This is a genomic window from Stenotrophomonas sp. STEN056 (assembly GCF_056759635.1).
This window is the reverse complement of record NZ_JBRRDL010000003.1, coordinates 122,939-145,282: the sequence shown is the minus strand read 5'-3', so window position 1 is coordinate 145,282 and position 22,344 is coordinate 122,939. Positions and strand designations below refer to the sequence as shown.

Here is a 22,344-nt window from a genome sequence, read left to right as displayed (position 1 = left end):
GCGGCCCCCTCTCCCCAACCCCTCTCCCGCAAGGGGAGAGGGGCTCGGTGCACCGCAAGTTGAAGCGATGTTTGCAACTGCAGCTTTGAAGCCCCTCTCCCCTTGCGGGAGAGGGGTTGGGGAGAGGGGTTGGGGAGAGGGGAGAAGGGAGAAGGGAGAAGGAAAAAGTGCATCACTTCAGCCTCAAACCCATACCTCACTCCAAAAACCGCCCTCTCTGCTCCGCCGTCGGCAGAAAACAGGATTCATGCCGGCCAAACCATCTGTAGCGATTGCGCGCCAGCCAGCGGTATCCGCGATCACGCAGCGCCTTCGGAATCCAACGCGCCACTGCCGCCAGGCGCCACACACCGCCCAAACCACTAATCACGCGCACGATGGCATCGGTGTCGGTATAGGCCACGCTGCCCTCCACCAGCAGGAATGACAATGGGTCGTCCGGGTCCAGCCCATGCGCCGCCAGCAAACCACGCCCATGCGTGCCCTGCATCGCCGCAAACCGATAACGCCCGGCACGATCAAAACGCAGCAGGAAACGCACCCAGCGGCTGCACAACGCACAGGCGCCATCGAATACGATCACCGCGTTCTCAGTGCGCATCGGGCTCCGGCAACAGCCAGCCTTCATAACGGATCAGCCGCCCGAGCAGCGGCATCGATACATCCACCAGGAATTCATAGCGCCCGGCATGCTCGCGTTCGCGGCAATGCACCTGCGCAAACCAGCGGGTCGGCAACGGCAGGAAGCCGAACGCCCAGGCCCGCTCCGCACGCCACAGAATCTGCCCAGCCTCCTCGCGCAGGCCAAAACGGAAACGCACCGCGCCCAGTTGCTCAAACAGCCTGCCCTCGCGCTGCCACAGCCGCGAGTGCATCCGCGCCGTGCCGAACTGCCGCTGCCATTGCTCGCCCTCGGCATCCACCACGAACACCACGCTCACCGGCACGTCAGAGGTTGGCGGCAACCGTGCCAGCCACGCGCAGGGCGCCACCAGCCAATGCGTCCCGCGCAGCACCTGGCCCTGCCCGCTCCAGCATTGACGATGCTGCACCGAATGCAGCGCCCGCACCCGTGGCGGCAGCCGCTCGAACGCGGCACCCAGCACCTGCGCGAACAGCGGCTGGCGCATCAGCTCATCCACACCAGGGTGGCGATGCGGCCGCTGCGGCGGTCACGTCGATGCGAGAACCAGCGTGCCGGGTCGGCAATCGTGCACAGGTCGCCGCCGTGGATATCGGCCGGATTCATGCCAGCCGCCTGCAACCGTTGCCGGGCCAGCGCGTACAGATCCACCCGCCAATGCCCGGGCCGGGTGGCGACGAAGGCTGCCTCCGCCGCCGAGTGCGCCAGGAAGGCATCACGTACGTCGGCACCAATCTCGTAGTGCGCCGGCCCCGCTGCCGGGCCCAGCCAGGCGATGACCGCGTCGGCCGACGTGTGCATGGCTGCCAGGGTGCGCTCCAGCATGCCGTCGGCCAGCCCGCGCCAGCCGGCATGGGCGGCCGTCACCTCACGGCCGTCGCGCGCGGCAAACACCACCGGCAGGCAATCGGCGGTGAGGATGGCCAACACCACGCCAGGCACCGACGTCACCGCCGCATCGGCGGTCGGCTCGGCGTCGATGCCCTGCCCCAGCGGCGGCGCATCGAAACGCTGCACGCCGGTGCCATGCACCTGCCGCAGCCAATGCGGCGCCGAGGGCAAACCGGCCAGTTGCTGCAGCTCGTCCCGGTTGCGCTGTACCTGCAGCGGGTCGTCACCGTCAGCGGCGGTGCGGTTGCCCAGATTGAAGCTGTCAAACGGCAGCAGCGAGCCGCCGGCACCGTGGCGCTGCGTGGTGAACGCACGCACGCCAGCCGGGGCCGGCCAGTCGGCATCCCACAGCGGCGATGCCGGTTGCATCACCAGCGGCCCCGCTCACGTTCGGCAAAGGCCTGCGAATCCTCCCGTAGCGCCTTCATCAGCGCCAGCAGGTCAGCCGGGGTCGGCGCGGAGTTGCGGATCGCCTCGCCGCTGATCGGGTGCTGGAACTCCAGCGTCTCGGCATGCAGTGCCTGCCGCTTGAAACCGCGCAGCTGGGCGACCAGTTCGTCGCTGGCGCCCTTGGGCAGCTTCAGCGCGCCGCCGTACAGCGGGTCGCCGACAATCGCATGCTTCAGGTGCGCCATGTGCACGCGGATCTGGTGGGTACGGCCGGTCTCAAGGCGACATTCCAGCGCGGTATGCGCACGGAAACGCTCGCGCAGGCGGTAATGGGTGACCGCGTCCTTGCCGTCCTCGCGCACGCCCATCTTCAGGCGGTCGCGCGGATGGCGGTCAATGGCCGCGTCCACGCTGCCACCGGACACCAGCGCGCCCACCACCACGGCCAGGTACTGGCGATGCACTTCACGTGCGGACAGCTGCTCCACCAGGGCGGTCTGCGCCTGCACGGTGCGGGCCACCACCATCACCCCGCTGGTGTCCTTGTCCAGGCGGTGCACCACGCCCGCGCGCGGCACCTTGGCCATCTCCGGGTGGCGGAACAGCAGCGCGTTGACCAGCGTGCCGGTCGGGTTGCCCGCACCCGGGTGGACCACCAGCCCGGCCGGCTTGTCGATCACCAGCACATGCTCGTCCTCGTACAGGACCGACAGCGGGATGTCCTCCGGCAGCGCGGTGGTCTCGACCTCCAGCACCGCATTCAGGGTGGCCATCTCGCCGCCACGGACCGGATCACGCGGCCGTACCGGCTCGCCATCCAGCAGCACCGCGCCGGTTTTGATCCATTCGGTCAGCCGCGAGCGCGAGAATTCGGGGAAGAGCTCAGCCAGCACCGCATCGAAGCGGCGGCCGGCGGCCGAGTCGGGGACCTGCGCCTGGCGCAGGTTGGGGGAGGTGTTCTCGGACATGTTTCTGGACCGGGTAAATAGACGATTTGGGGGTCCTGACGGCAACAGTCAGTCGCAGGACAGGCCACTAGGCTATCATCGCCCCTTCGTATTCCTGCCGCGTCCTGCCCTGAACCCATGATCCGACGCTCTTCGCTGCTGTCCGCGCCCGTCCGCCTCACCGCCCTGCTGCTGGTCCTGGTTTTCGCCGCCACCGGCTGCCACCGCGGCGACAAGAAGAAGGACGCCGACGAAGGCGCCCCGGTTGAGCAGCTCTTCGAGAAGAGCCACAAGCTCATGGAAGGCGGCAACTGGTCCGGTGCCGAGAACAGCTTCAAGCGCCTGATCGCGCAATATCCGTATGGCCCGTACACCGAGCAGGCGATGATCGAAACCGCCTACGCCCAGTACAAGGCCGGCAAGAACGACGATGCCGTGTCCAGCATCGACCGCTTCATCCGCACCTATCCGACCCACCGCAACATCGCCTACATGTACTACCTGCGCGGCCTGGCCAACGGCAACCGCGACACGGTGTTCCTGCGCCGGGTGTGGTCGCTGGACCCGAGCCGCCGCGACCTGTCCACCCCGCGCCAGGCCTACGCTGACTTCAACATCGTCGCCGACCGCTACCCGAACAGCCGCTACGCCGCCGACGCGCGCCAGCGCATGGTGGTGCTGCGTGACGTGTTCGCCCAGCACGAGCTGGACGACGGCCTGTACTACGCCCGCCGCGGCGCCTGGGTATCGGCTGCCGGCCGCGCCACCTACCTGCTGGAAACCTACCCGCAGAGCGCCTTCCAGTACGACGCCGTGGCATTGCTGGGCGAGGCCTACACCCACCTGGGCAACAAGACCCTGGCCGACGACGCCCGCCGCGTGCTGGAGCTGAACCAGCCGCAGCACCCGTGGCTGGCCGGCAACTGGCCGAAGTACCCGTGGATGATCCGCAAGCTCAACCCGTTTGCCGGCGAGAAGTCGGTGGCCACCGGCCAGCGCAACGCCACGATTGGCAAGTAAGCGCGACTGCCGCAACGGAAACAGAAAAGGGGCCTGATGGCCCCTTTTCTTTTGGGTGATTGGGCGGCGGCTTTTCCCCCTCTCCCCACCCCCCCGCTCCGCGCCCCGGCCTTCGCTAGACGCGAAGGCGCTAGGAGAGCAGCGAATCAATGATTCGCAAGCTGCTCTCCGTCGCCCCGCAAGGGGAGAGGGGCTCGATGCACCACAAGTTGATGCGATATCTGCAACTGCAGCCTTGGAGCCCCTCTCCCTTTATGGGAGAGGGGTTGGGGAGAGGGGGAAGTGAAACCCTCAGCCCCGATACCCGTTGCTGATCGGATACCGCCGCTCGCGGCCGAACGCACGGCGTGACACCTTCGGCCCCGGCGCGGCCTGGTGCCGCTTCCACTCGCTGATGCGCACCAGTCGCAGCACCCTGTCCACCACCTCCGGCGCATAACCGGCACCGACGATGTCCTCGCGCGACTGCTCCTGGTCGATATAGCGGTACAGGATGCCGTCCAGCACGTCATAGGCCGGCAGCGAATCCTGGTCAGTCTGGTTTTCACGCAGCTCCGCCGAAGGCGCCCGCGTAATCACCGCCGGCGGAATCACTGGCGCCCCGCCCACCGTGTTGCGCCATTTCGACAACCCGTAGACCTCGGTCTTGTACAGATCCTTCAACGGCGCGTAGCCACCGCACATGTCGCCGTAGATGGTGGCGTAACCCACCGCGTATTCGCTCTTGTTGCCGGTGGTCAGCAGCAGCCCGCCGAACTTGTTGGACAGCGCCATCAGGATCACCCCGCGGCTGCGCGACTGCAGGTTCTCCTCGGTCACATCCGCAGCCTGGCCCTCGAACATCGCCGACAGCGACTGCATCAGCCCCTGGAACGCAGGTTCGATCGGCACTGTGTCCAGCTTCACGCCCAGCGCGCGGCACTGCTCCACGGCAAGGTCATTGGACAGATCGGCCGTGTAGCGCGACGGCAGGCTGACCGCGCGCACGTTCTCCGCACCCAGTGCGTCCACTGCCAGCGCCAGCACCAGCGCCGAATCAATACCACCGGACAGCCCCAGCCACACCGTGCTGAAGCCATTCTTGCGGCAATAGTCCTGGATGCCCCGGGTCACTGCGCGCCACGCCAGCGCGTCCATGCTCTCGTCGCCATCGTCGATCCAGCGCAGGGGCATGAAGCTGCGCGCGGCCACGTTGTACTCAACCAGCAGCATTTCCTCGGCAAAGGCCACCGCCGCCGGGTGCACGGTGCCGTCGCCATCGGCCACCACCGATGCGCCGTCAAACACCAGGGCATCCTGGCCGCCAATGGTATTGAGATAGGCGATACCCACCCCGCCCTCGGTGCAACGCTCTGCCAACAAGGCATCACGCTGGGCATGCTTGCCGCGTTCGTAAGGTGAGGCATTGGGCACCAACAGCAGCTCGGCGCCTGCCTGGATGCTGCCCATCATCGGCTCGGAGAACCACAGGTCCTCACAGATCACCAGGCCCACCTGCACGCCATTGACCTCGAACACACAGTTGCCGCCGTCCGGGTCCACGTCAAAGTAGCGGCGCTCGTCGAAGACTGCGTAGTTGGGCAGCTCGCGCTTGCGGTAAGTGGTGGCGACAGCACCGTCGCGCAACACGCTGGCGGCGTTGTAGACCACCGCCCCGGCGCTCTGCGGCCAGCCCACCACCGCCACGATGCCCTGCGTTTCGGCGGCGATGCGGCCCAGCGCCTGCTCGCAGTCGTGCAGGAAACCCGGGCGCAGCAGCAGGTCCTCCGGCGGATAACCGCTGATGGCCAACTCCGGGAACAGCACCACGTCGGCACCGTATTCATCGCGTGCCAGCTGCATCAACTCGATGATGCGCCCGGTGTTTCCAGCCACATCCCCGACCGGGAAGTCGAACTGGGCCATGGCGATGCGTAGCGATTGGGACATATCAACAACCTTCTGCTTGGCCCTCGCACCCGGCGCGGGCTGGATTGACCGACATTTCGCGGAGGATGCTTTCGCAGACCGCAGCGGTGTGCTTCAGCGCCTCATTATTCCAGAAGCGCAGCACCCGGTAGCCCCTGCTCCTCAGGAAGGCTTCACGCGTGATGTCGTTCAGGTCATCCGCGTGCTGGCTGCCGTCCAGCTCGATGATCAATTTGTGTTCAAGGCAGACGAAATCGACCACATACGGCCCGACAGGATGCTGCCGACGGAACTTGAACCCGAGCAGATGCCGGCCCCGAAGGAAGTACCAGATCCGCCGCTCGGCATCGGTCATCCGCCGGCGCAAGGCGCGGGCATTGTTGGTCTTGCTTCCTTTGCGCATGAACGTCTCCTTGGTCAGGGGACGATTGCCTGCCTGCGCGTTGATGGTGATCGGGAGAAGCAACCGGGTGGGATGGGAGATCTTCGCCGGCTGCAGTGCTGTTGGATTGCTGGAAGCCAGAGGCAAAACCCTGCCCTCACCCCTACCCCTCTCCCGCTGGCGGGAGAGGGGACAGCAACAGCAAAAAGCAAAACTTCCGACTTCGTTGGCTTCGTTGGCTTCGTTGGCTCCGGTAGCTCCTGCTCCTGCTCCCGCTCCCACTCCAGTTCTGGCTCTGGCTTTGGCTTGGGCTGTAGCTGTGGCTTGGGCCTTGCTGTGGCTGTGGCTGTGGCTGTTGCTGTGGCCTTGCCTTTGGCTGCTTTTTTTTTGCTGTCCCCTCTCCCGCCTGCGGGAGAGGGGTAGGGGTGAGGGCAAGCTTTCGCCTTTGATTTTGCCTCGGCTTCCGCCCCTCCCACCAACCCCAAAACAAGAAAGGCCACCCGAAGGTGGCCTCTCTCACATCACTGAAGCGCAGTCTTACTTGACCAGCTTCGCGATGGCAGCGCCCAGGTCGCCCGGCGAACGGACAGTGACAACACCGGCAGCTTCCATCGCTGCGAACTTGCCTTCCGCCGTGCCCTTGCCGCCCGAGGCGATCGCGCCGGCATGGCCCATGCGCTTGCCGGCCGGAGCCGAAGCACCGGCGATGAAGCCAACCACCGGCTTCTTCACGAACTGCTTGATGTACTCGGCACCGGCTTCCTCGGCGTCGCCGCCGATTTCGCCGACCATGATGATGCCTTCGGTCTGCGGGTCTTCGTTGAACAGCTTCAGGCAGTCAACGAAGTTCAGGCCGTTGATCGGGTCACCACCAATACCGATGCAGGTCGACTGGCCCAGGCCCACTTCCGTGGTCTGCTTGACCGCTTCATAGGTCAGGGTGCCCGAACGCGACACGATGCCGATCTTGCCCGGCATGTGGATGTGGCCCGGCATGATGCCGATCTTGCACTCGCCCGGGGTGATCACGCCGGGGCAGTTCGGCCCGATCAGCACGGTGTCCGGATGCGAACGGGTCAGCACGTTCTTCACGCGCAGCATGTCCAGCACCGGGATGCCCTCGGTAATGCAGACGATGACCTTGATGCCGGCAGCAGCGGCTTCCAGGATCGCGTCGGCAGCAAATGCCGGCGGCACGTAGATGACCGACGCATCGGCGCCGGTGCTCTGCACGGCGTCAGCAACGGTGTTGAACACCGGCAGGTCGATGTGGGTGGTGCCGCCCTTGCCGGGGGTCACGCCGCCAACAACCTGGGTGCCGTACTCGATCATCTGAGTGGCGTGGAAGGTGCCCTGCTGGCCGGTGAAGCCCTGCACGATCACCTTGGTGTTCTTGTTGATCAAAACTGACATTGGATTTCCTTCGGTGTCGGATCAGGCGGCGTTCTTGACAGCTTCAACGATCTTCTTGGCGCCGTCGTTGATGTTGTCAGCCGGGATGATGGCCATGCCGCTGTCGCGCAGCAGCTGCTTGCCTTCTTCCACGTTGGTGCCTTCCAGGCGCACCACGACCGGAACCTTGACGCCCACTTCCTTCACAGCGGCGATGATGCCTTCGGCAATCATGTCGCAGCGGACGATGCCGCCGAAGATGTTGACGAAGATGCCTTCGACCTTGTCCGAGGACAGGATCAGCTTGAAGGCTTCAATGACGCGCTGCTTGTTGGCACCGCCGCCCACGTCCAGGAAGTTCGCCGGCTCGCCGCCGTTGAGCTTGATGACGTCCATGGTGGCCATGGCCAGGCCTGCGCCGTTGACCATGCAGCCGATGTTGCCGTCCATGGTGACGTAGTTGATGTCCAGCTCCGAAGCGATCACTTCGGTCGGGTCTTCCTGGGTCTTGTCGCGCATGGCGACCAGGGCCTTCTGGCGGAACGCGGCGTTGTCGTCGCTGTCGAACTTGCCGTCCAGCGCGTACAGGTTGCCGTCGTCCAGGATGGCCAGCGGGTTGATCTCAACCAGCGCCAGGTCCTTTTCGTTGAACAGGCGGTACAGGTTCACCATGATGCTGGCGAACTGGCCGGCCTGCTTGGCGGTCAGGCCCAGCTTGAAGCCGAAATCACGGCCGTGGTAACCCTGCACGCCTTCAACGAAATCGACGTTGAGCGAGTGGATCAGCTCCGGGGTTTCAGCAGCAACCTGCTCGATCTCCACGCCGCCTTCCGAAGAAGCGATGTAGGTGATGGTCTTGGTGCCACGGTCAACCAGCACCGACAGGTACAGCTCCTTGACGATCTCACCGGCAGTGGTCACCAGCACCAGGTTGACCGGCAGCTCGACGCCTGCGGTCTGGTAGGTGGCCATCTTGGTGCCGAGCATCTTGGCCGCAGCGGCCTTCACGTCGTCGGTGGTCTTGCAGAACTTGACGCCGCCTGCCTTGCCGCGACCGCCAGCATGGATCTGCGCCTTGACCATCCAGGGGCCCTGGCCCAGCGACTGGGCAGCTGCAACGGCTTCGTCCGGGGTCGCAGCGACCTTGCCGGCCGGGACCGGGATGCCGTATTCGGCAAGCAGTTGTTTTGACTGGTATTCGTGGAAATTCATGCGTCACCGTGGGAATAGGAACGACCGCACGCATCTCCTCGGGCCCCCGGCTTGGGGCGCCAGCATGGACCGCGGCGGGCCCACTATTGTGGCCGAGCCGGCGGCGGCACGCAAAGAAGTCTGTACAAAAGGCCACGAGCAGCATGGTTTTTAGCGTTTTTTCAGCAACTTGCCGCCCCCGCCGGTTGTCCACAAACGTGTCGTGCCCAGTCCATGCGCGCCTATACTTGTCCGGTTCGCCCCTGGATAGGAGTCCGGATTGGCCCCCAGCCCCTCGCTCATCGACCGGATCGAGTCGATACCCCGGCGCGAGCTGTACTTTTTCGCGTTGTACCGGGTGCTGGTCGCCTCCCTTCTCTGTGCACTGGTGTTCGGCCCGCTGACCCTGCTGGTGGGTGAGGCACATCACCCCCTGCTGGCTGCCGCCGTCTCCATCGGCTACCTGCTGCTGGCTGCGGTACTGCTGTTCTGGGGGCGCGACGAGCGCTGGCTGCAGGGCATCGTGTTCTGGAGCGTGATGGTCGACATTGTCGCTGCCACCCTGCTCAGCCATGCACTGCCCGGGGCCAGCGCCGGCATCTCCATGTCGCTGCTGTTCAACATCGCCGCGGCCGCCCTGCTGCTGCCATTGTCACGGGCCTTGCTGGTGGCGCTGCTGGCCGGCATCGCCACGGTTGCCGAATTCGTCTGGGCCACGTTCGAGGCCATCAATACAACCCGCACCCTGGCCGAGCTGGCGATGTTCGTCACCAGCTATCTCGCGCTCGCGTTCATTTGCTACCAGATCGGCAGCCGCACCCGCCGCACCCAGCAATTGGCCGATCAGCGTGGTGCCGAGGTGGCCAACCTTGTCGAAGTCAACGAACTGATCATCCGGCGCATGCGCACTGGCGTGCTGGTGGTGGATACCAGCGGCCGCATCACCCTGGCCAATGAGGCTGCCACTGCGCTGCTGGGCGACATGGAAGGCAACCTGGCCACCGAACGCCCGACGCTGGCATCGGCCTCGCCCGAGTTGGCGCGTCGCCTGCAGCGTTGGCGCGGCGGCTCCCATGAAGAACAACAGCCACTGCAGCTCGCACCAGAACAGGTCGAAGTGTTGCCCCGTTTCGCGCGGCTGCTGGCCGACAGCGACATGACCCTGGTGTTTCTGGACGACACCAGCGTCGTCTCCAAGCGCGCGGAGTCCTTGACGCTTTCCACCCTGGGCAGGTTCTCGGCCAGCCTGGCCCATGAAATCCGCAACCCCTTGGCGGCCATCAACTACGCCACACAGTTGCTGGAGGAATCCGAAGACATCGGTGACGCCGACCGCCGCCTGCTGAAGATCATCCATCAGCAATGCCAACGCACCAACGGCATTGTTGAAAGCGTGCTGGCACTGGCTCGTCGTGAGCGCGCCAATCCGGAGAACCTGGACTTGGCCGCGTTCGTGCGCCGCTTCGTGATCGAGCACAAGCAGACGCTGTCATCGGACAAGGACAGCCTGGAAGTGATGATCAGTGAATCCTCGGTGCCGGCAATGATGGACCCGCGCCATCTGCATCAGGTACTCACCGCGCTGGTCCACAATGCGCTCAAGTATGGCCGCATGAACGATGAGCCGGCGCGGGTACGCATCCGCGTGGCCTCGGCCGAGCGCCATGCCGTCATCGACATCATGGACCGCGGCCCGGGCATCGCCGATGGCGTCGCTGCCCAGTTGTTCCGCCCGTTCTACACCACCTCCGAGCACGGCACCGGCCTGGGGCTGTATATCGCCCGCGAACTGTGCCGTGCCAACCAGGCCGAGCTGGACTATGTTTCGGTCCCCAGCGGGGGCGCCTGCTTCCGCCTCACCCTGTCCACCGCCCAATCCACCTTCACCCGCACCGCCCACTGATGCCTTCGGCCACGACGGCCGGTTTGGTGGACAGGGCGTTCCTCGGATATCGTTTTGCCCATGAATGCAGCACACAGCGCCCTGATCGTCGATGACGAACGCGATATCCGCGAGCTTCTGGTCCTGACCCTCGGCCGCATGGGCCTGCGCATCAGCACCGCAGCCAACCTGGCCGAGGCACGCGAACTGCTGGCCAGCAACCCCTTCGACCTGTGCCTGACCGACATGCGCCTGCCTGACGGCAACGGCATTGAACTGGTCACCGAAATCGCCCGCGACTACCCACGCACGCCGGTGGCCATGATCACCGCCTTCGGCAGCATGGACCTGGCGGTGGAGGCACTGAAGGCCGGCGCTTTCGACTTCGTCAGCAAGCCGGTGGACATCAATGTGCTGCGCGGCCTGGTTCGGCACGCGCTGGAGTTGAACAACAGCAGCCGCGCCCAGCCGCCCGCCCCACCGGAGAACGCAACCCGCCTGCTGGGCAGCTCACCGGCCATGGACGAGCTGCGCGCCACCATCGCCAAGGTCGCCCGCAGCCAGGCGCCGGTCTACATTCTTGGTGAATCGGGCGTAGGCAAGGAGCTTGTCGCCCGCACCATCCACGACCAAGGCGCGCGTGCCAGTGGCCCCTTCATTCCGGTCAACTGCGGCGCCATCCCAGGCGAGTTGATGGAAAGCGAGTTCTTCGGCCACCGCAAGGGCAGCTTCACCGGCGCCCACGCCGACAAGCCGGGCCTGTTCCAGGCGGCCAACGGCGGCACCCTGTTCCTGGATGAAGTGGCCGAGCTGCCGCTGCAGATGCAGGTCAAACTGCTGCGTGCCATCCAGGAAAAGTCGGTACGCCCGGTCGGCGCGTCGGCGGAATTGCCGGTGGATGTGCGCATCCTGTCGGCTACCCACAAGGATCTCGGCACGCTGGTGCAGGATGGCCGCTTCCGCCACGACCTGTATTACCGCATCAATGTCATCGAACTGCGCGTCCCGCCCTTGCGCGAGCGTCGCGGCGACCTGCCCCTGCTGGCCACCACCATCCTCAACCGGCTGGCCCAGGCCCAGGGCCAGGGCCAGACACCGCCGCAGCTGACACCCGGGGCACTGGATGCACTGACCGGCCATGCTTTCCCGGGCAACGTACGCGAGCTGGAGAACATCCTGGAGCGCGCACTGGCCCTGGCGGACGATGAAAACATTGGTGCCAGCGACCTGCGCCTGCCCCAACCCACCAACCCTGCCCGCACCGAACAAGCCATCTTCACCCCTGCCCCGGCAGAGGAAGAAGACGCTGACGAACTCGACAGCGCCGCCGGCGCCCTGCCGTCCTACATCGAGCAGATGGAGCGGGCCGCCATCCAGAAGGCGCTGGAAGAGAACCGCTGGAACAAGACCAAGACAGCCGTGCAACTGGGCATCACCTTCCGTGCCCTGCGCTACAAGCTGAAAAAGCTGGGAATGGAATAACCGCGCAGAGCGCCCTCATCCGACTGCTTCCCTTCTCCCGCACACGGGAGAAGGGAAGCAGTCGGAACAAGCCGACACACCACACGACCGCATGAAAAGCCCCTCTCCCGCCTGCGGGAGAGGGGTTGGGGTGAGGGCGTTTCTAAGCTTTGCCAGGCTCCGCTTCTGCCAAGCTCGCCTCGGCACTTACGACAGAACCTGCATCAATCCTTGGTCACGCGGTTGATCTCGGCCAGGCTGGTAATACCCTGTCCCGCCTTGACCAAGGCCGACTGCCGCAGATCATTGACCCCGATCTTCTGCGCCGCCTCGGCGATATCCATCGCATTGCCGCCTTCCAGCACGATGGCCGCAATCTCGTCGGTCATCGGCATCACCTGATAGATGCCGGTACGGCCCTTGTAGCCCTCGGTGCATTCCTCGCAGCCAACCGGCTCAAACAGCTGGATGCCGCGATCAATCTGCTTTGCAGTGAAGCCTTCGGCCAGCAACGCGTTCTCCGGCAACTGCTGCGGACGCTTGCAGTTGCTGCACAGGCGGCGTGCCAGGCGCTGCGCGATCACCAGCGTCACCGACGAGGTGATGTTGTACGGCGCGATACCCATGTTCATCAGTCGCGCGATGGTCTGCGGTGCGTCGTTGGTATGCAGCGTGGACAGCACCATGTGGCCGGTCTGCGCGGCCTTGATCGCGATTTCCGCCGTCTCCAGGTCACGGATTTCGCCGACCATGATGATGTCCGGATCCTGTCGCAGGAACGAGCGCAGTGCGGCGGCAAAGGTCATACCGCGCTTGTTGTTCTGCTGCACCTGGTTGACGCCGGGCAGGCGGATTTCCACCGGGTCTTCGGCGGTGGAGATATTGCGCGTGTCGTCGTTGAGGATGCCCAGCGCGGTGTACAGCGACACCGTCTTACCCGAGCCCGTCGGGCCGGTGACCAGCACCATGCCGTAGGGCTTGTGGATGGCTTCCAGGAACAGCTTCTGCTGCTCCGGCTCATAACCCAGCTTGTCGATACCCAGCTTGGCCGCACTGCCGTCCAGAATACGCAACACGGTCTTCTCGCCGAACAGGGTCGGCAGCGTGCTGACGCGGAAGTCGATCTGCTTGGTCTTGGACAGGTTGAGCTTGATGCGCCCATCCTGCGGCACGCGCTTCTCGGCGATATCCAGCTGCGCCATCACCTTCAGGCGCGCCGCGATACGCTGGTTCAACTTCACCGGCGCCTTGGCCACCGTCTTGAGCAGGCCATCGATACGGAAACGGACGCGGTAGTCGTCTTCATACGGCTCAAAGTGAATGTCCGAAGCGCCCTTGCGGATCGCATCGACCAACACCTTGTTGACGAACTTGACCACCGGCGTGTCGTCGCCCTTGGCGTCGATACCCGCATCGCCACCGGCCCCCATGTCCTCGTCACCAGCGGCGACGTCCAGGTCGCCCATGTCCTCATCGTCACCGCCAAGCGCGCTGCCGATGCTGTCATTACTGGCCAGCCACAGGTCCAGCGTGCGGCGGATCTGGTCTTCGTCCACCAGGATCGGCTCGACCACCAGATTGGTATGGAACTTGATCTCGTCCAGCGGCTGGGTCGGGTTGAACGTCCCCACAAACAACTTGCCACCGCGCTTGAACAGCGGCAGCACCTGATGCTTGCGCAGCAGTTCCTCGCTGACCAGCTTCATCGCATTCTGGTTGGCATCGAACACCGACACATCCATCAGCGGCATGCCGAATTCCATGGCATTGGCCGCCGCCATGTTCGCCGCGGACACCAGCTTCTTGTCGGCCAACCACTGCGCCAGCGGCACCCTGGCATCCGCCGCCTGCGCCATCGCCGTACGGGCAACCGCCTCATCCAGCGCTCCATCCTGAACCAGACGGCGGGCAATCCCGGTGATGCCAACCAGGTTGGCGGTAACGGCGGTGTTCATTGAGTTCCCCAGGGTGAGACGGTAGCCCGGTGATTGTACGCACGGGGATAGCCGCTTGTAGAGCCAACGCAGCTCCCCCGCTCCAAATTCAGCACTGCACGAGAGACCTGCCGCGACCGTCGAGAATCAGCTTTTGCAACCATGCATCCGCCCCTTCAACCAACTCAACCCGGATTGTCACCGATCTTGAACGGGAGCATGTACTGCCTGATCAGTTCATGGTCGCCCACTCCCGGCACACCCAGCTCGGCCTTACATGGGCCAGGGCAGTAATACGTTCCAAACAAACGGTCAAATATGGAGAACACAGAGGCAAAGTTTTTCCCCACGCCTTCCCCCTCAAGGACGTGATGCCAACGGTGCATTGCCGGGGATACAAGAATGTGACCAAACCACCCCAGGGTCCATGGCTGATTTATATGCACAAAAGCCCCGTAATAGTGACGAACCAGGGAATTCAGCAATACAGCCCACCAAGGAAAGCCAATGGCGGCTATCGCCACACCATCAATCACCGTCGTCGTCACCCGATTTATCGGATGAAATCGGTAAATGGTTGTCCAATTCATATGACGATCACTGTGATGCATCACATGCGCTTTCCAGAACCAGCCAACATGCTCCAGCCGGTGTCGCCAATAAGCAAAAAAATCCCCGAGGAAAACCGCTGCGACACCATATACAACAGCCGCCCAGATCCCTGTGGGCGCAGGCAAGGAAAGCATCAACCCGCCACGCTCACTCGCACCAATCACAAAAGCCGACAGTGCCGAAAGTGGCGCAAGAAGAAAGACCAGATCCAACCCATAGACACAGACGTTGAAGGCTATTGGTCGAACCTCAATAGCCAAGAGAGCAGCACGAAGATCCCGTCTGTTTACCCACAAAGCAAAGCAAAGCATGACAGCCGCCAGCGTCAGCACTCCTGCCAAGCTGTCAAATATCATCTGAAAATACCGATCTGGGCTCATGCATTTCCCCGACAACTTTGAACAGGCGCCCGCCTCACCCGTCGATCTCGAACCCAGGCTTTCTCTGATGAAAACCGATCATCGCGAGAACAACCGGCTATCGCCCAGCATACAAAAAATGATTGATCGCCAATAAAAATCAGGGATCGATGCTGCAGTTTCCGGAATTCATGCCACAGGTAATGCCTTGTTTACCTGGAGCCTTCGGCGTACCAGTGATTGCCGTACCGATCACTGTCGCATCCTCCGTCGTGGCACATGCTTTCGCCGGCGCCGATGCGGGCGCCTCATTGTTGTAAAGCGCAATCAAAGAGAAACGCGCATAGTTGGTCATCTCAGCCAAGCATGCACTTTCAGCGGCACGGACACGGTATGCATTGTACGCAGGCAGTGCCACCGCACTTAGCAGCGCAATAATCGCAATTACGATCATCAGCTCAATCAGCGTAAAGCCCGCTTGAAGTTTACGATCCATTTTCATGCCTCCCCATGGCACTCAAGGAACCCAACACCCTCGTCGGACCCCAAAAAAACGGGGGCCACAAGGCCCCCGCTCTTACTCCTCGCTACAACCCGCAGCCTTTACGGCACCGGAGCGGGGGTAGTGGCCGCTACCAGCGAACAGGTACCAGTGCCAGCCTCGCACGAGGTGTTGCTCTGACCCTTCGGTGCATCTTTTGCGGTGAATACAATAGGCGTATTGGCTGCAACAACGGCATCGTCCACGTCTGCGCTTATGCCCTTACAGGCCTTCGGCACGAAGTCTTCCACCTTCATTTCTGCATGCACCGCAGCAATGGCCGAATTCATGTATGCCTTGGCTTCGCCCAGGCAGGCATTCTCAGCCGACTTGACGCGGTAGTTGTTGTAGGCCGGCAGCGCGATGGCGGCCAGGATGGCAATGATCGCAACCACGATCATCAGTTCGATCAGGGTAAAGCCCTGCTGCTTCTTCATGAGTACATCCCCTAGAGGTTGGTTTGTGAACATGGTTGCAGGCTTGCGCCTACTCGCATGGGGTTACAAAGCAGGTTGCGTGCCAACTCTCGGCTCTTGCCTACTCCCCGCCAACAATGATGGCAGCATCGAAGAAGAAGGGAAGCCCCCAGTGATGCAATTCAGGAACAAGGCCACAGCCTGACCTATTACGTCACTTTGTGACGCAACTCAGCGGCATTGATTGCCATCGGGTGGCGACCCACTTGCCGGCAGAGTCACAGAATGCAGGATTGCCGCCCAATACGAACGGGCCCACCACAGATCGGGTGGCGCCGGCTCAAGACGTTAGGAGCGGCCTCGGCCGCGAAGCTGGCAATGCAATGGCAGACGGGATACCTGCAATTGCAGGTTCTGTGCAGCCTGCACCCTCTCAGCGCTTCGCGGCCGAGGCCGCTCCTACCAAATGCTTGATGTGCGCGAGGCAGTCCGGCAGCCAGAGCCTCCCGGACGGCCACCCTGGTGCGCGGATGGATCGCTTGCCGCTCCCGGCCTGACCACTGATGTGACCCGTGCCGCCAAAGCTCATTGCCGGGCTGTGCCTACAGCCGCCTGACCAGCTACCATGCGGCTGTTGTCTGGCCTGGGGATGGCCGGACGGGGAGAGTGAAGAGTGGCCGTTACCCGTAACGCGATCAATAAAGAGACTGCTGGGCGCAGCACCAGCCAGATGCAACCGTTTGTCTGGGAGGGAACAGACAAGCGCGGCGTGAAGATGAAAGGCGAGCAGGACGCCAGGAACGTCAACCTGCTCAGGGCAGAGTTGCGCCGCCTGGGCATCACCCCGACGGTGGTCAAACCCAAGCCCAAGCCACTGTTCGGCTCTGCCGGCAAGCCTGTAAAGCCCAAGGACATTGCCTTCTTCAGCCGCCAGATGGCGACGATGATGAAATCCGGCGTGCCTATCGTCAGCGCCCTGGAGATCATTGGCAGCGGCCACAAGAACCCGCGCATGGCCAAGCTGGTGGGCACGATCCGCGCCGACCTGGAAGGCGGCTCCTCGCTCTACGAGGCCATCAGCAGGCACCCGGTCCAGTTCGATGAGCTGTATCGCAACCTGGTCCGCGCCGGCGAAGGTGCTGGTGTGCTGGAAACGGTGCTGGAGACCATCGCCAACTATCAGGAAAACCTTGAGACCCTGAAGGGGAAGATCAAGAAGGCGCTGTTCTACCCCGCCATGGTGATCGCGGTGGCACTGATGGTCAGCTCGGTGCTGCTCATCTGGGTGGTGCCGCAGTTTGAAGACATCTTCAAGAGCTTTGGTACCGACTTGCCCGTCTTCACCCAGATGATCGTGGCTGCTTCACGCTTCATGGTTGGCTGGTGGTGGGCAATCCTGCTGGTGGTGATCGGCGTGGTCGGTGGCTCGATCTTCGCCTACAAGCGCACACCAAAGATGCAGGAGATGATGGACCGCCTGATCCTCAAGGTCCCTGTCATTGGCCAGATCATGCACAACAGCTCCATTGCGCGTTTTGCACGCACCACGGCTGTGACATTCAAGGCGGGCGTACCCCTGGTGGAGGCGCTTGGCATCGTCGCGGGCGCTACCGGCAACAAGGTCTATGAAGAAGCGGTTCTTCGCATGCGGGACGATGTCTCGGTGGGCTACCCGGTCAACATGGCGATGAAGCAGGTCAACATCTTCCCGCACATGGTGGTACAGATGACCGCCATCGGTGAGGAAGCCGGCGCCCTGGACACCATGTTGTTCAAGGTGGCCGAATACTTCGAGCAGGAAGTGAACAACTCCGTGGATGCGCTCACCAGCCTGCTCGAACCGTTGATCATGGTGTTCATCGGTGTGGTCGTCGGCAGCATGGTGGTGGGCATGTACCTGCCTATCTTCAAGCTCGCCTCTACAGTTGGATAATTGACGCATGGCATTTCTCGACCAGCACACCGCCATTGGCTATCCCGCAGCGGCGGCGCTGGGGCTGCTGATCGGCAGTTTCCTGAATGTGGTGATCCTACGCCTGCCCAAGCGCATGGAGTGGCAATGGAAGCGCGATGCCCGCGAAATCCTCGGCGAGCCGGATATCTATGAACCACCACCGCCGGGGATCGTGGTCGAGCCCTCGCACTGCCCGCACTGCAAGCACAAACTGAGCTGGTACGAGAACATTCCGCTGTTCAGCTGGCTGATCCAACGCGGCAAGTGCCGGCATTGCCAGGCGCCGATCTCACTGCAGTACCCGCTCGTGGAACTGGTCACCGCCTTGATGGTGCTGGCCAGCGTGTGGCAGTTCGGCTTCGGCTGGCAAGGCTTTGGCGCGATTGTGCTGAGCTGCTTCCTGGTGGCCTTGTCCGGCATTGACCTGCGCACGCAACTATTGCCCGACCAGCTCACCTTGCCGCTGATGTGGCTGGGCCTGATCGGCAGCATGGACAACCTGTACATGCCGGCCAAGCCGGCATTGATCGGCGCGGCCGTGGGGTATCTGTCGCTATGGACGGTGTGGTGGTTGTTCAAACAGCTCACCGGCAAGGAAGGCATGGGCCACGGCGACTTCAAACTGCTGGCGGCGCTCGGCGCGTGGTGTGGACTGAAAGGCATTCTGCCGATCATCCTGCTGTCCTCGCTGGTGGGCGCCATCGTCGGCTCGATCTGGCTGTATTCGCGTGGCCGCGACCGCGCTACCCCCATTCCATTCGGCCCCTACCTGGCCATCGCCGGCTGGCTGGTCTTCATGTGGGGCGACCAGATGATTGGTGGCTATATGCGCCTGGCCGGCCTCCAGCCTTGAGCAACGCCGCACTGTAGAGCGGAGCCATGCTCCGCCCTACAGCGGAAAACCCTTGCCGAGCATGTGCTCGGTACTGCTGAAAATCCCTCGCCCCTATTCCTGGCCCGCCCATGAGCACTTTCATCGTTGGCCTTACTGGCGGTATTGCCTCAGGCAAGAGTGAAGTCAGCCGTCGCTTTGAGGCACTTGGGATCATCGTGGCCGATGCGGATATCGCAGCGCGCGAAGTCGTGGCCAAGGGCAGCTCGGCACTCGCCCAGATCGCCGAACGATTCGGTGCCGCTGTCCTGCAGGACGATGGCAACCTGGACCGCGCGTGGTTGCGTCAGCGCATCTTTGCTGACGCGGAACAACGGCGGGCATTGGAAGCCATCACCCACCCTGCCATCCGCGCACGCGTGCGGGAAATCTGTGAAACCGCCGAAAGCCCTTACGCAATCGCGGCGATCCCGCTGCTGACGGAAGCGGGCGGAAGCGCGGCGTATCCGTGGCTGCATCGCATCCTGGTGGTTGACGCACCCGAAGCCATCCAGCACGCACGTCTGCTACGCCGCGACAACATTGATACCGAACTGGCCAACCGCATGATCCAGGCCCAGGCCAGCCGCGAACAACGCCTGGCATTGGCCGACGATGTAATCGTCAACGATGGCCACCCGGAGCAATTGCAGGCACATATCGAAGCACTGGATCTGCGTTACCGGGAATTGGCTGCCGGGAAAGGCTGAGCGGGAAGCCCTCTCATTCGGCGCTGCGCGCCACCTTCTCCCGCATGCGGGAGAAGGGAAAGTGGCTGCATTTCCGCCGCGTCGGGTCTTCTGTGATTCTGGCTTTCCACATCTCTGACTTGCAGTGGTGCTTTCCGGCGCACCTGCTCTTCGGCTCTGCTGGCTTTTTAGCGATACCAATGCGATCAATCGTTCCAGCTCGCACTTGCTTCGCGGCCGACGCAACCCGCTGAAACACGATCAGCCCGGGGTGAACGTCAGCGTCGCAACCACACCACGCTCCTCACCCGGACGGATGCTGACCTGCCACCCATAGAGCGTGCATAGCCGGCTGACGATGGACAAGCCGATGCCGCCGCCCTGCGAATGGCCTGCGTGCGTGCCGCGATAGCCACGCTGGAACAGGCTGGCAGCATCTTTCTCGCTCAGACCTGGGCCGGTATCGATCACCTCCACCGCCCCCGTGCCCACCCGCACCAACACCCGCCCTTCCTGGGAATACTTCACCGCATTGCCGATCAGGTTCCCAAGCGCCACTGACAGGGCTGCTTCCGGCGCCTCGACCACAAGATCCCGCTCACCTTCCAGCGCCAGCTCCAGCGGCTTGCCGCCCAATTGAGCGCGGTGTGATTCCAGTAATTGCTCGGCGACCCGCGCCACATTGCTGCTGCCCTGCCCCCGCTCGTTGCGGGACAACAACAGCAACGAGCCGATCAGATCACTGCACTGCTGCTCGGCACGCTGGATACGCTGCAAACGCTGCAGCACCTTTTCATCCAGCCCCGGTCGCGCCAGCAGCAGCTCTGTTGCGCCACGAATCACCGCAAGCGGCGTGCGCAGCTCATGGCTGACATCGGCGTTGAATTCGCGGTCGCGCTGGACCACTTCCGTCAGCCGCGTCGAGTAATCATCCAAGGCTTCGGCCAACTGCCCGACTTCGTCGTCGGGGAAGCGTGGTGCCAAGGGCTCCGGATGGGTGTTGCCACCACGAAAGGCCCGCAGGCGTGCAGCCAGATCCGAAACCGGACGCATCACACGTGATGCAGACCACCAGCCCAACACCCATGACAACACGCTGAAGAAAATCACCGACAGCAGCAGTGCCCGCTTGAGCTGCTGCTCACCGCGGATACTGTCGGTCATGTCATACGCAAGGAAAAACCAGGCGTCGGGTGTCTTGCGCACCGCCAACTTGTAAGAGAAGGAATTGCCCTGCTCGTCGACGCCCGACAATCCGTGGATTCCGTCCTGGAATTCATACCAGTCCGGCTCTTCGCCACGCAGTGCTTCAAACTTGTCCGGCTTGATCAGCCGCGCTCGCATCTGCTGCAGAGGAAGGTCCGGATTGCGACTGGGATCCATCGCATATCGACGCGCGTACTCGTTGATATTCCGGTTCATCACGTCTTCGACCAGCTGGTTCTCCACCCGCTGCCGCGCCCAGTTCGTCGCAAACGCAAAAAGTGCCGTCAGGCAGAAGCCCAACAGCACGAAGGAAACGATGATGCGGCTGCGCAGGCGGCGCCGATAACGCCCCCGCTTTCGGACCGCCCCAGGCAATGCAGGTTCAGGCATCGGGAGCGCAGATGCGATAGCCGATGCCGTGGCGGGTCTGAATCATCGGCGCCTCGAACGGCTTGTCGACCACCGCACGCAGCCCGTGGATATGCACACGCAGCGAATCGGAGTCCGGCAGTTCCTCACCCCACACACGGGTTTCCAGTTCCTGGCGTGTCACCACGGCCGGCGAGGCCTCCATCAGCGCCTGCAGTATCTTCAGCGCGGTGGGATTGAGCTGCAGCAGCTTGGCCTGACGACGCACTTCCAGCGTGTCCAGGTTGTATTCCAGTTCACCGACTTCCAGAACACGCGTATGCGCGCCCTTGCCGCGCCGCGACAGCGCATTGAGGCGCACTTCCACTTCCTGCAACGCGAACGGCTTGATCAGGTAGTCATCCGCGCCGGAATCAAACCCGGCCAGCTTGTTATCCAGCGAATCGCGCGCGGTCAACATCAAGACCGGCGTCTGCTTGCGCGCATCGTTGCGCAACTTGCGGCAGACCTCGATGCCGTCCATGCCCGGCAGGTTGAGATCGAGCACGATCGCATCGAAATCATGCACCACGGCCAGATGCAGACCAGTGACGCCATCGGCGGCGAAATCCACCGTATGGCCGCGATCCTCGAGGTAGTCCCCGAGGTTGGCCGCGATGTCGCTGTTGTCTTCGATTACAAGAATGCGCACATGAACCTCTATTTATTCTGCTGACTTAAACGCGCATCGTGAATCAAAATGCCTTAATTCACGCCATCCCGGGTTTGCGAACGATACATATTCCGCATGGCATCCGTACCACTTTCGCGAGCTTCCCGGCGCTGAGCCACCGTGATGCAGATGTTCTGAGGACGATTGCTGCCCACCGGCCGTTCGCGCTTGCAGATCAGGCGACTATCTTCCCGCGCCTTGTCCAGCAATGCATTTACGCGCTCCTGCTCGTTGAAGACGAGCAACTTATCCGCCTCGGACAGAGCACCATCGCCGGTGTTACCCAGCTTTTCCGCAATAAGATCCAAAGCCGACACCACCTGCCGCTGATCCTCAAAAGTGATCTCGCTGTAAGTCTGTCCTTCGGCCAAGTCCTTGAGAATCTGCTGCTTCTGTTGAGAGAACGGTATGCCCTCCTGCAACGCTGGAGCCTTCGGGGCCCCCGTAGCGGAAGCGGATACGAACAACGCTGCCAGGACAATCATGAACGACTTTGCGGACATACCCATTCCTTTGTAGATGAAAGGCGGACTCTACCGAGCCCCGCCCCTCTCAGGCAAGAAGCAAAAAACAA

21 protein-coding genes are annotated in these 22,344 nt (G+C 62.9%); 6 read left to right on the top strand and 15 right to left on the bottom strand.

Annotated elements, in window-relative coordinates; genetic code table 11:
- Positions 1-196: 196 nt before the first annotated feature.
- Genes ACVOLO_RS03010 through rluD form a run of 4 tightly spaced genes read right to left on the bottom strand, consistent with a single transcriptional unit; the run spans position 197 to position 2,892 of the window.
- The gene (locus tag ACVOLO_RS03010; RefSeq protein WP_481568792.1) at positions 197-628 is read right to left on the bottom strand and encodes a thiol-disulfide oxidoreductase DCC family protein; all 432 of its coding nucleotides are present in this window, start codon (positions 626-628) and stop codon (positions 197-199) included.
- Positions 591-1,130, bottom strand: a complete 540-nt coding sequence (locus tag ACVOLO_RS03005) for a DUF4166 domain-containing protein (RefSeq protein ID WP_481568791.1) — start codon at positions 1,128-1,130, stop codon at positions 591-593. The genes ACVOLO_RS03010 and ACVOLO_RS03005 overlap by 38 nt, the downstream gene beginning before the upstream one ends.
- On the bottom strand, positions 1,130-1,903 hold the full coding sequence (pgeF, locus tag ACVOLO_RS03000; RefSeq protein ID WP_481568790.1) for a peptidoglycan editing factor PgeF: 774 nt from the start codon (positions 1,901-1,903) through the stop codon (positions 1,130-1,132). The genes ACVOLO_RS03005 and pgeF overlap by 1 nt, the downstream gene beginning before the upstream one ends.
- On the bottom strand, positions 1,903-2,892 hold the full coding sequence (gene rluD, locus ACVOLO_RS02995) for a 23S rRNA pseudouridine(1911/1915/1917) synthase RluD (RefSeq protein ID WP_481568789.1): 990 nt from the start codon (positions 2,890-2,892) through the stop codon (positions 1,903-1,905). The genes pgeF and rluD overlap by 1 nt, the downstream gene beginning before the upstream one ends.
- A 117-nt stretch (positions 2,893-3,009) precedes the next feature.
- Between rluD and ACVOLO_RS02990 the strand changes: the two genes are divergently transcribed.
- Complete coding sequence (locus tag ACVOLO_RS02990) at positions 3,010-3,891, top strand: outer membrane protein assembly factor BamD (protein ID WP_481568788.1); 882 nt, start codon at positions 3,010-3,012, stop codon at positions 3,889-3,891.
- 291 nt (positions 3,892-4,182) lie between these two features.
- Here the strand turns inward: ACVOLO_RS02990 and ACVOLO_RS02985 are convergent, their stop codons facing one another.
- From ACVOLO_RS02985 to sucC, 4 genes are all read right to left on the bottom strand, one after another.
- Positions 4,183-5,820 carry an NAD+ synthase gene (locus tag ACVOLO_RS02985; protein ID WP_481568787.1) on the bottom strand — a complete coding sequence of 546 codons (1,638 nt, stop codon included), beginning with the start codon at positions 5,818-5,820 and terminating at the stop codon, positions 4,183-4,185.
- A gap of 1 nt (position 5,821) precedes the next feature.
- On the bottom strand, positions 5,822-6,202 hold the full coding sequence (locus tag ACVOLO_RS02980; RefSeq protein ID WP_481568845.1) for an endonuclease domain-containing protein: 381 nt from the start codon (positions 6,200-6,202) through the stop codon (positions 5,822-5,824).
- A gap of 516 nt (positions 6,203-6,718) precedes the next feature.
- Complete coding sequence (sucD, locus tag ACVOLO_RS02975) at positions 6,719-7,594, bottom strand: succinate--CoA ligase subunit alpha (RefSeq protein ID WP_481568786.1); 876 nt, start codon at positions 7,592-7,594, stop codon at positions 6,719-6,721.
- Positions 7,595-7,615: 21 nt separating this feature from the next.
- Positions 7,616-8,785, bottom strand: coding sequence for an ADP-forming succinate--CoA ligase subunit beta (gene sucC, locus ACVOLO_RS02970; protein WP_057629765.1), 1,170 nt, complete (start codon positions 8,783-8,785; stop codon positions 7,616-7,618).
- A 259-nt stretch (positions 8,786-9,044) separates the two neighbouring features.
- Between sucC and ACVOLO_RS02965 the strand changes: the two genes are divergently transcribed.
- Positions 9,045-10,667 (top strand): sensor histidine kinase, encoded by a 1,623-nt coding sequence (locus ACVOLO_RS02965; protein WP_481568785.1) that lies wholly within the window; start codon positions 9,045-9,047, stop codon positions 10,665-10,667.
- Positions 10,668-10,727: 60 nt separating this feature from the next.
- Complete coding sequence (locus tag ACVOLO_RS02960; RefSeq protein ID WP_481568784.1) at positions 10,728-12,128, top strand: sigma-54-dependent transcriptional regulator; 1,401 nt, start codon at positions 10,728-10,730, stop codon at positions 12,126-12,128.
- A gap of 203 nt (positions 12,129-12,331) precedes the next feature.
- On the opposite strand, the gene pilB is transcribed toward ACVOLO_RS02960, so the two are convergent.
- The 4 genes from pilB to ACVOLO_RS02940 all read right to left on the bottom strand — a co-directional run bounded on the left by pilB (position 12,332) and on the right by ACVOLO_RS02940 (position 15,990).
- A complete protein-coding gene (gene pilB / locus ACVOLO_RS02955; protein WP_481568783.1) occupies positions 12,332-14,062 on the bottom strand; it encodes a type IV-A pilus assembly ATPase PilB in 1,731 nt (576 codons plus the stop codon).
- A gap of 164 nt (positions 14,063-14,226) precedes the next feature.
- Complete coding sequence (locus ACVOLO_RS02950) at positions 14,227-15,009, bottom strand: sterol desaturase family protein (RefSeq protein WP_481568782.1); 783 nt, start codon at positions 15,007-15,009, stop codon at positions 14,227-14,229.
- A gap of 163 nt (positions 15,010-15,172) precedes the next feature.
- Positions 15,173-15,508 (bottom strand): type IV pilin protein, encoded by a 336-nt coding sequence (locus tag ACVOLO_RS02945; RefSeq protein ID WP_481568781.1) that lies wholly within the window; start codon positions 15,506-15,508, stop codon positions 15,173-15,175.
- 107 nt (positions 15,509-15,615) lie between these two features.
- Complete coding sequence (locus ACVOLO_RS02940) at positions 15,616-15,990, bottom strand: prepilin-type N-terminal cleavage/methylation domain-containing protein (protein WP_481568780.1); 375 nt, start codon at positions 15,988-15,990, stop codon at positions 15,616-15,618.
- Between the two features lie 652 nt (positions 15,991-16,642).
- On the opposite strand from ACVOLO_RS02940, the gene ACVOLO_RS02935 reads away from it, so the two are divergent.
- The 3 genes from ACVOLO_RS02935 to coaE all read left to right on the top strand — a co-directional run bounded on the left by ACVOLO_RS02935 (position 16,643) and on the right by coaE (position 19,504).
- Positions 16,643-17,902 carry a type II secretion system F family protein gene (locus tag ACVOLO_RS02935; RefSeq protein ID WP_481568779.1) on the top strand — a complete coding sequence of 420 codons (1,260 nt, stop codon included), beginning with the start codon at positions 16,643-16,645 and terminating at the stop codon, positions 17,900-17,902.
- Between the two features lie 7 nt (positions 17,903-17,909).
- Positions 17,910-18,776 (top strand): prepilin peptidase, encoded by an 867-nt coding sequence (locus tag ACVOLO_RS02930; RefSeq protein WP_481568778.1) that lies wholly within the window; start codon positions 17,910-17,912, stop codon positions 18,774-18,776.
- 110 nt (positions 18,777-18,886) lie between these two features.
- On the top strand, positions 18,887-19,504 hold the full coding sequence (gene coaE, locus ACVOLO_RS02925) for a dephospho-CoA kinase (protein ID WP_481568777.1): 618 nt from the start codon (positions 18,887-18,889) through the stop codon (positions 19,502-19,504).
- Positions 19,505-19,744: 240 nt separating this feature from the next.
- On the opposite strand, the gene ACVOLO_RS02920 is transcribed toward coaE, so the two are convergent.
- The 3 genes from ACVOLO_RS02920 to ACVOLO_RS02910 are packed head-to-tail and all read right to left on the bottom strand — an operon-like array spanning position 19,745 to position 22,273.
- Positions 19,745-21,079, bottom strand: coding sequence for a sensor histidine kinase (locus tag ACVOLO_RS02920; protein ID WP_481568776.1), 1,335 nt, complete (start codon positions 21,077-21,079; stop codon positions 19,745-19,747).
- Positions 21,072-21,749, bottom strand: coding sequence for a response regulator transcription factor (locus ACVOLO_RS02915; RefSeq protein ID WP_481568775.1), 678 nt, complete (start codon positions 21,747-21,749; stop codon positions 21,072-21,074). The genes ACVOLO_RS02920 and ACVOLO_RS02915 overlap by 8 nt, the downstream gene beginning before the upstream one ends.
- 53 nt (positions 21,750-21,802) lie before the next feature.
- On the bottom strand, positions 21,803-22,273 hold the full coding sequence (locus ACVOLO_RS02910; RefSeq protein WP_481568774.1) for a hypothetical protein: 471 nt from the start codon (positions 22,271-22,273) through the stop codon (positions 21,803-21,805).
- Between the last annotated feature and the right edge of the window lie 71 nt (positions 22,274-22,344).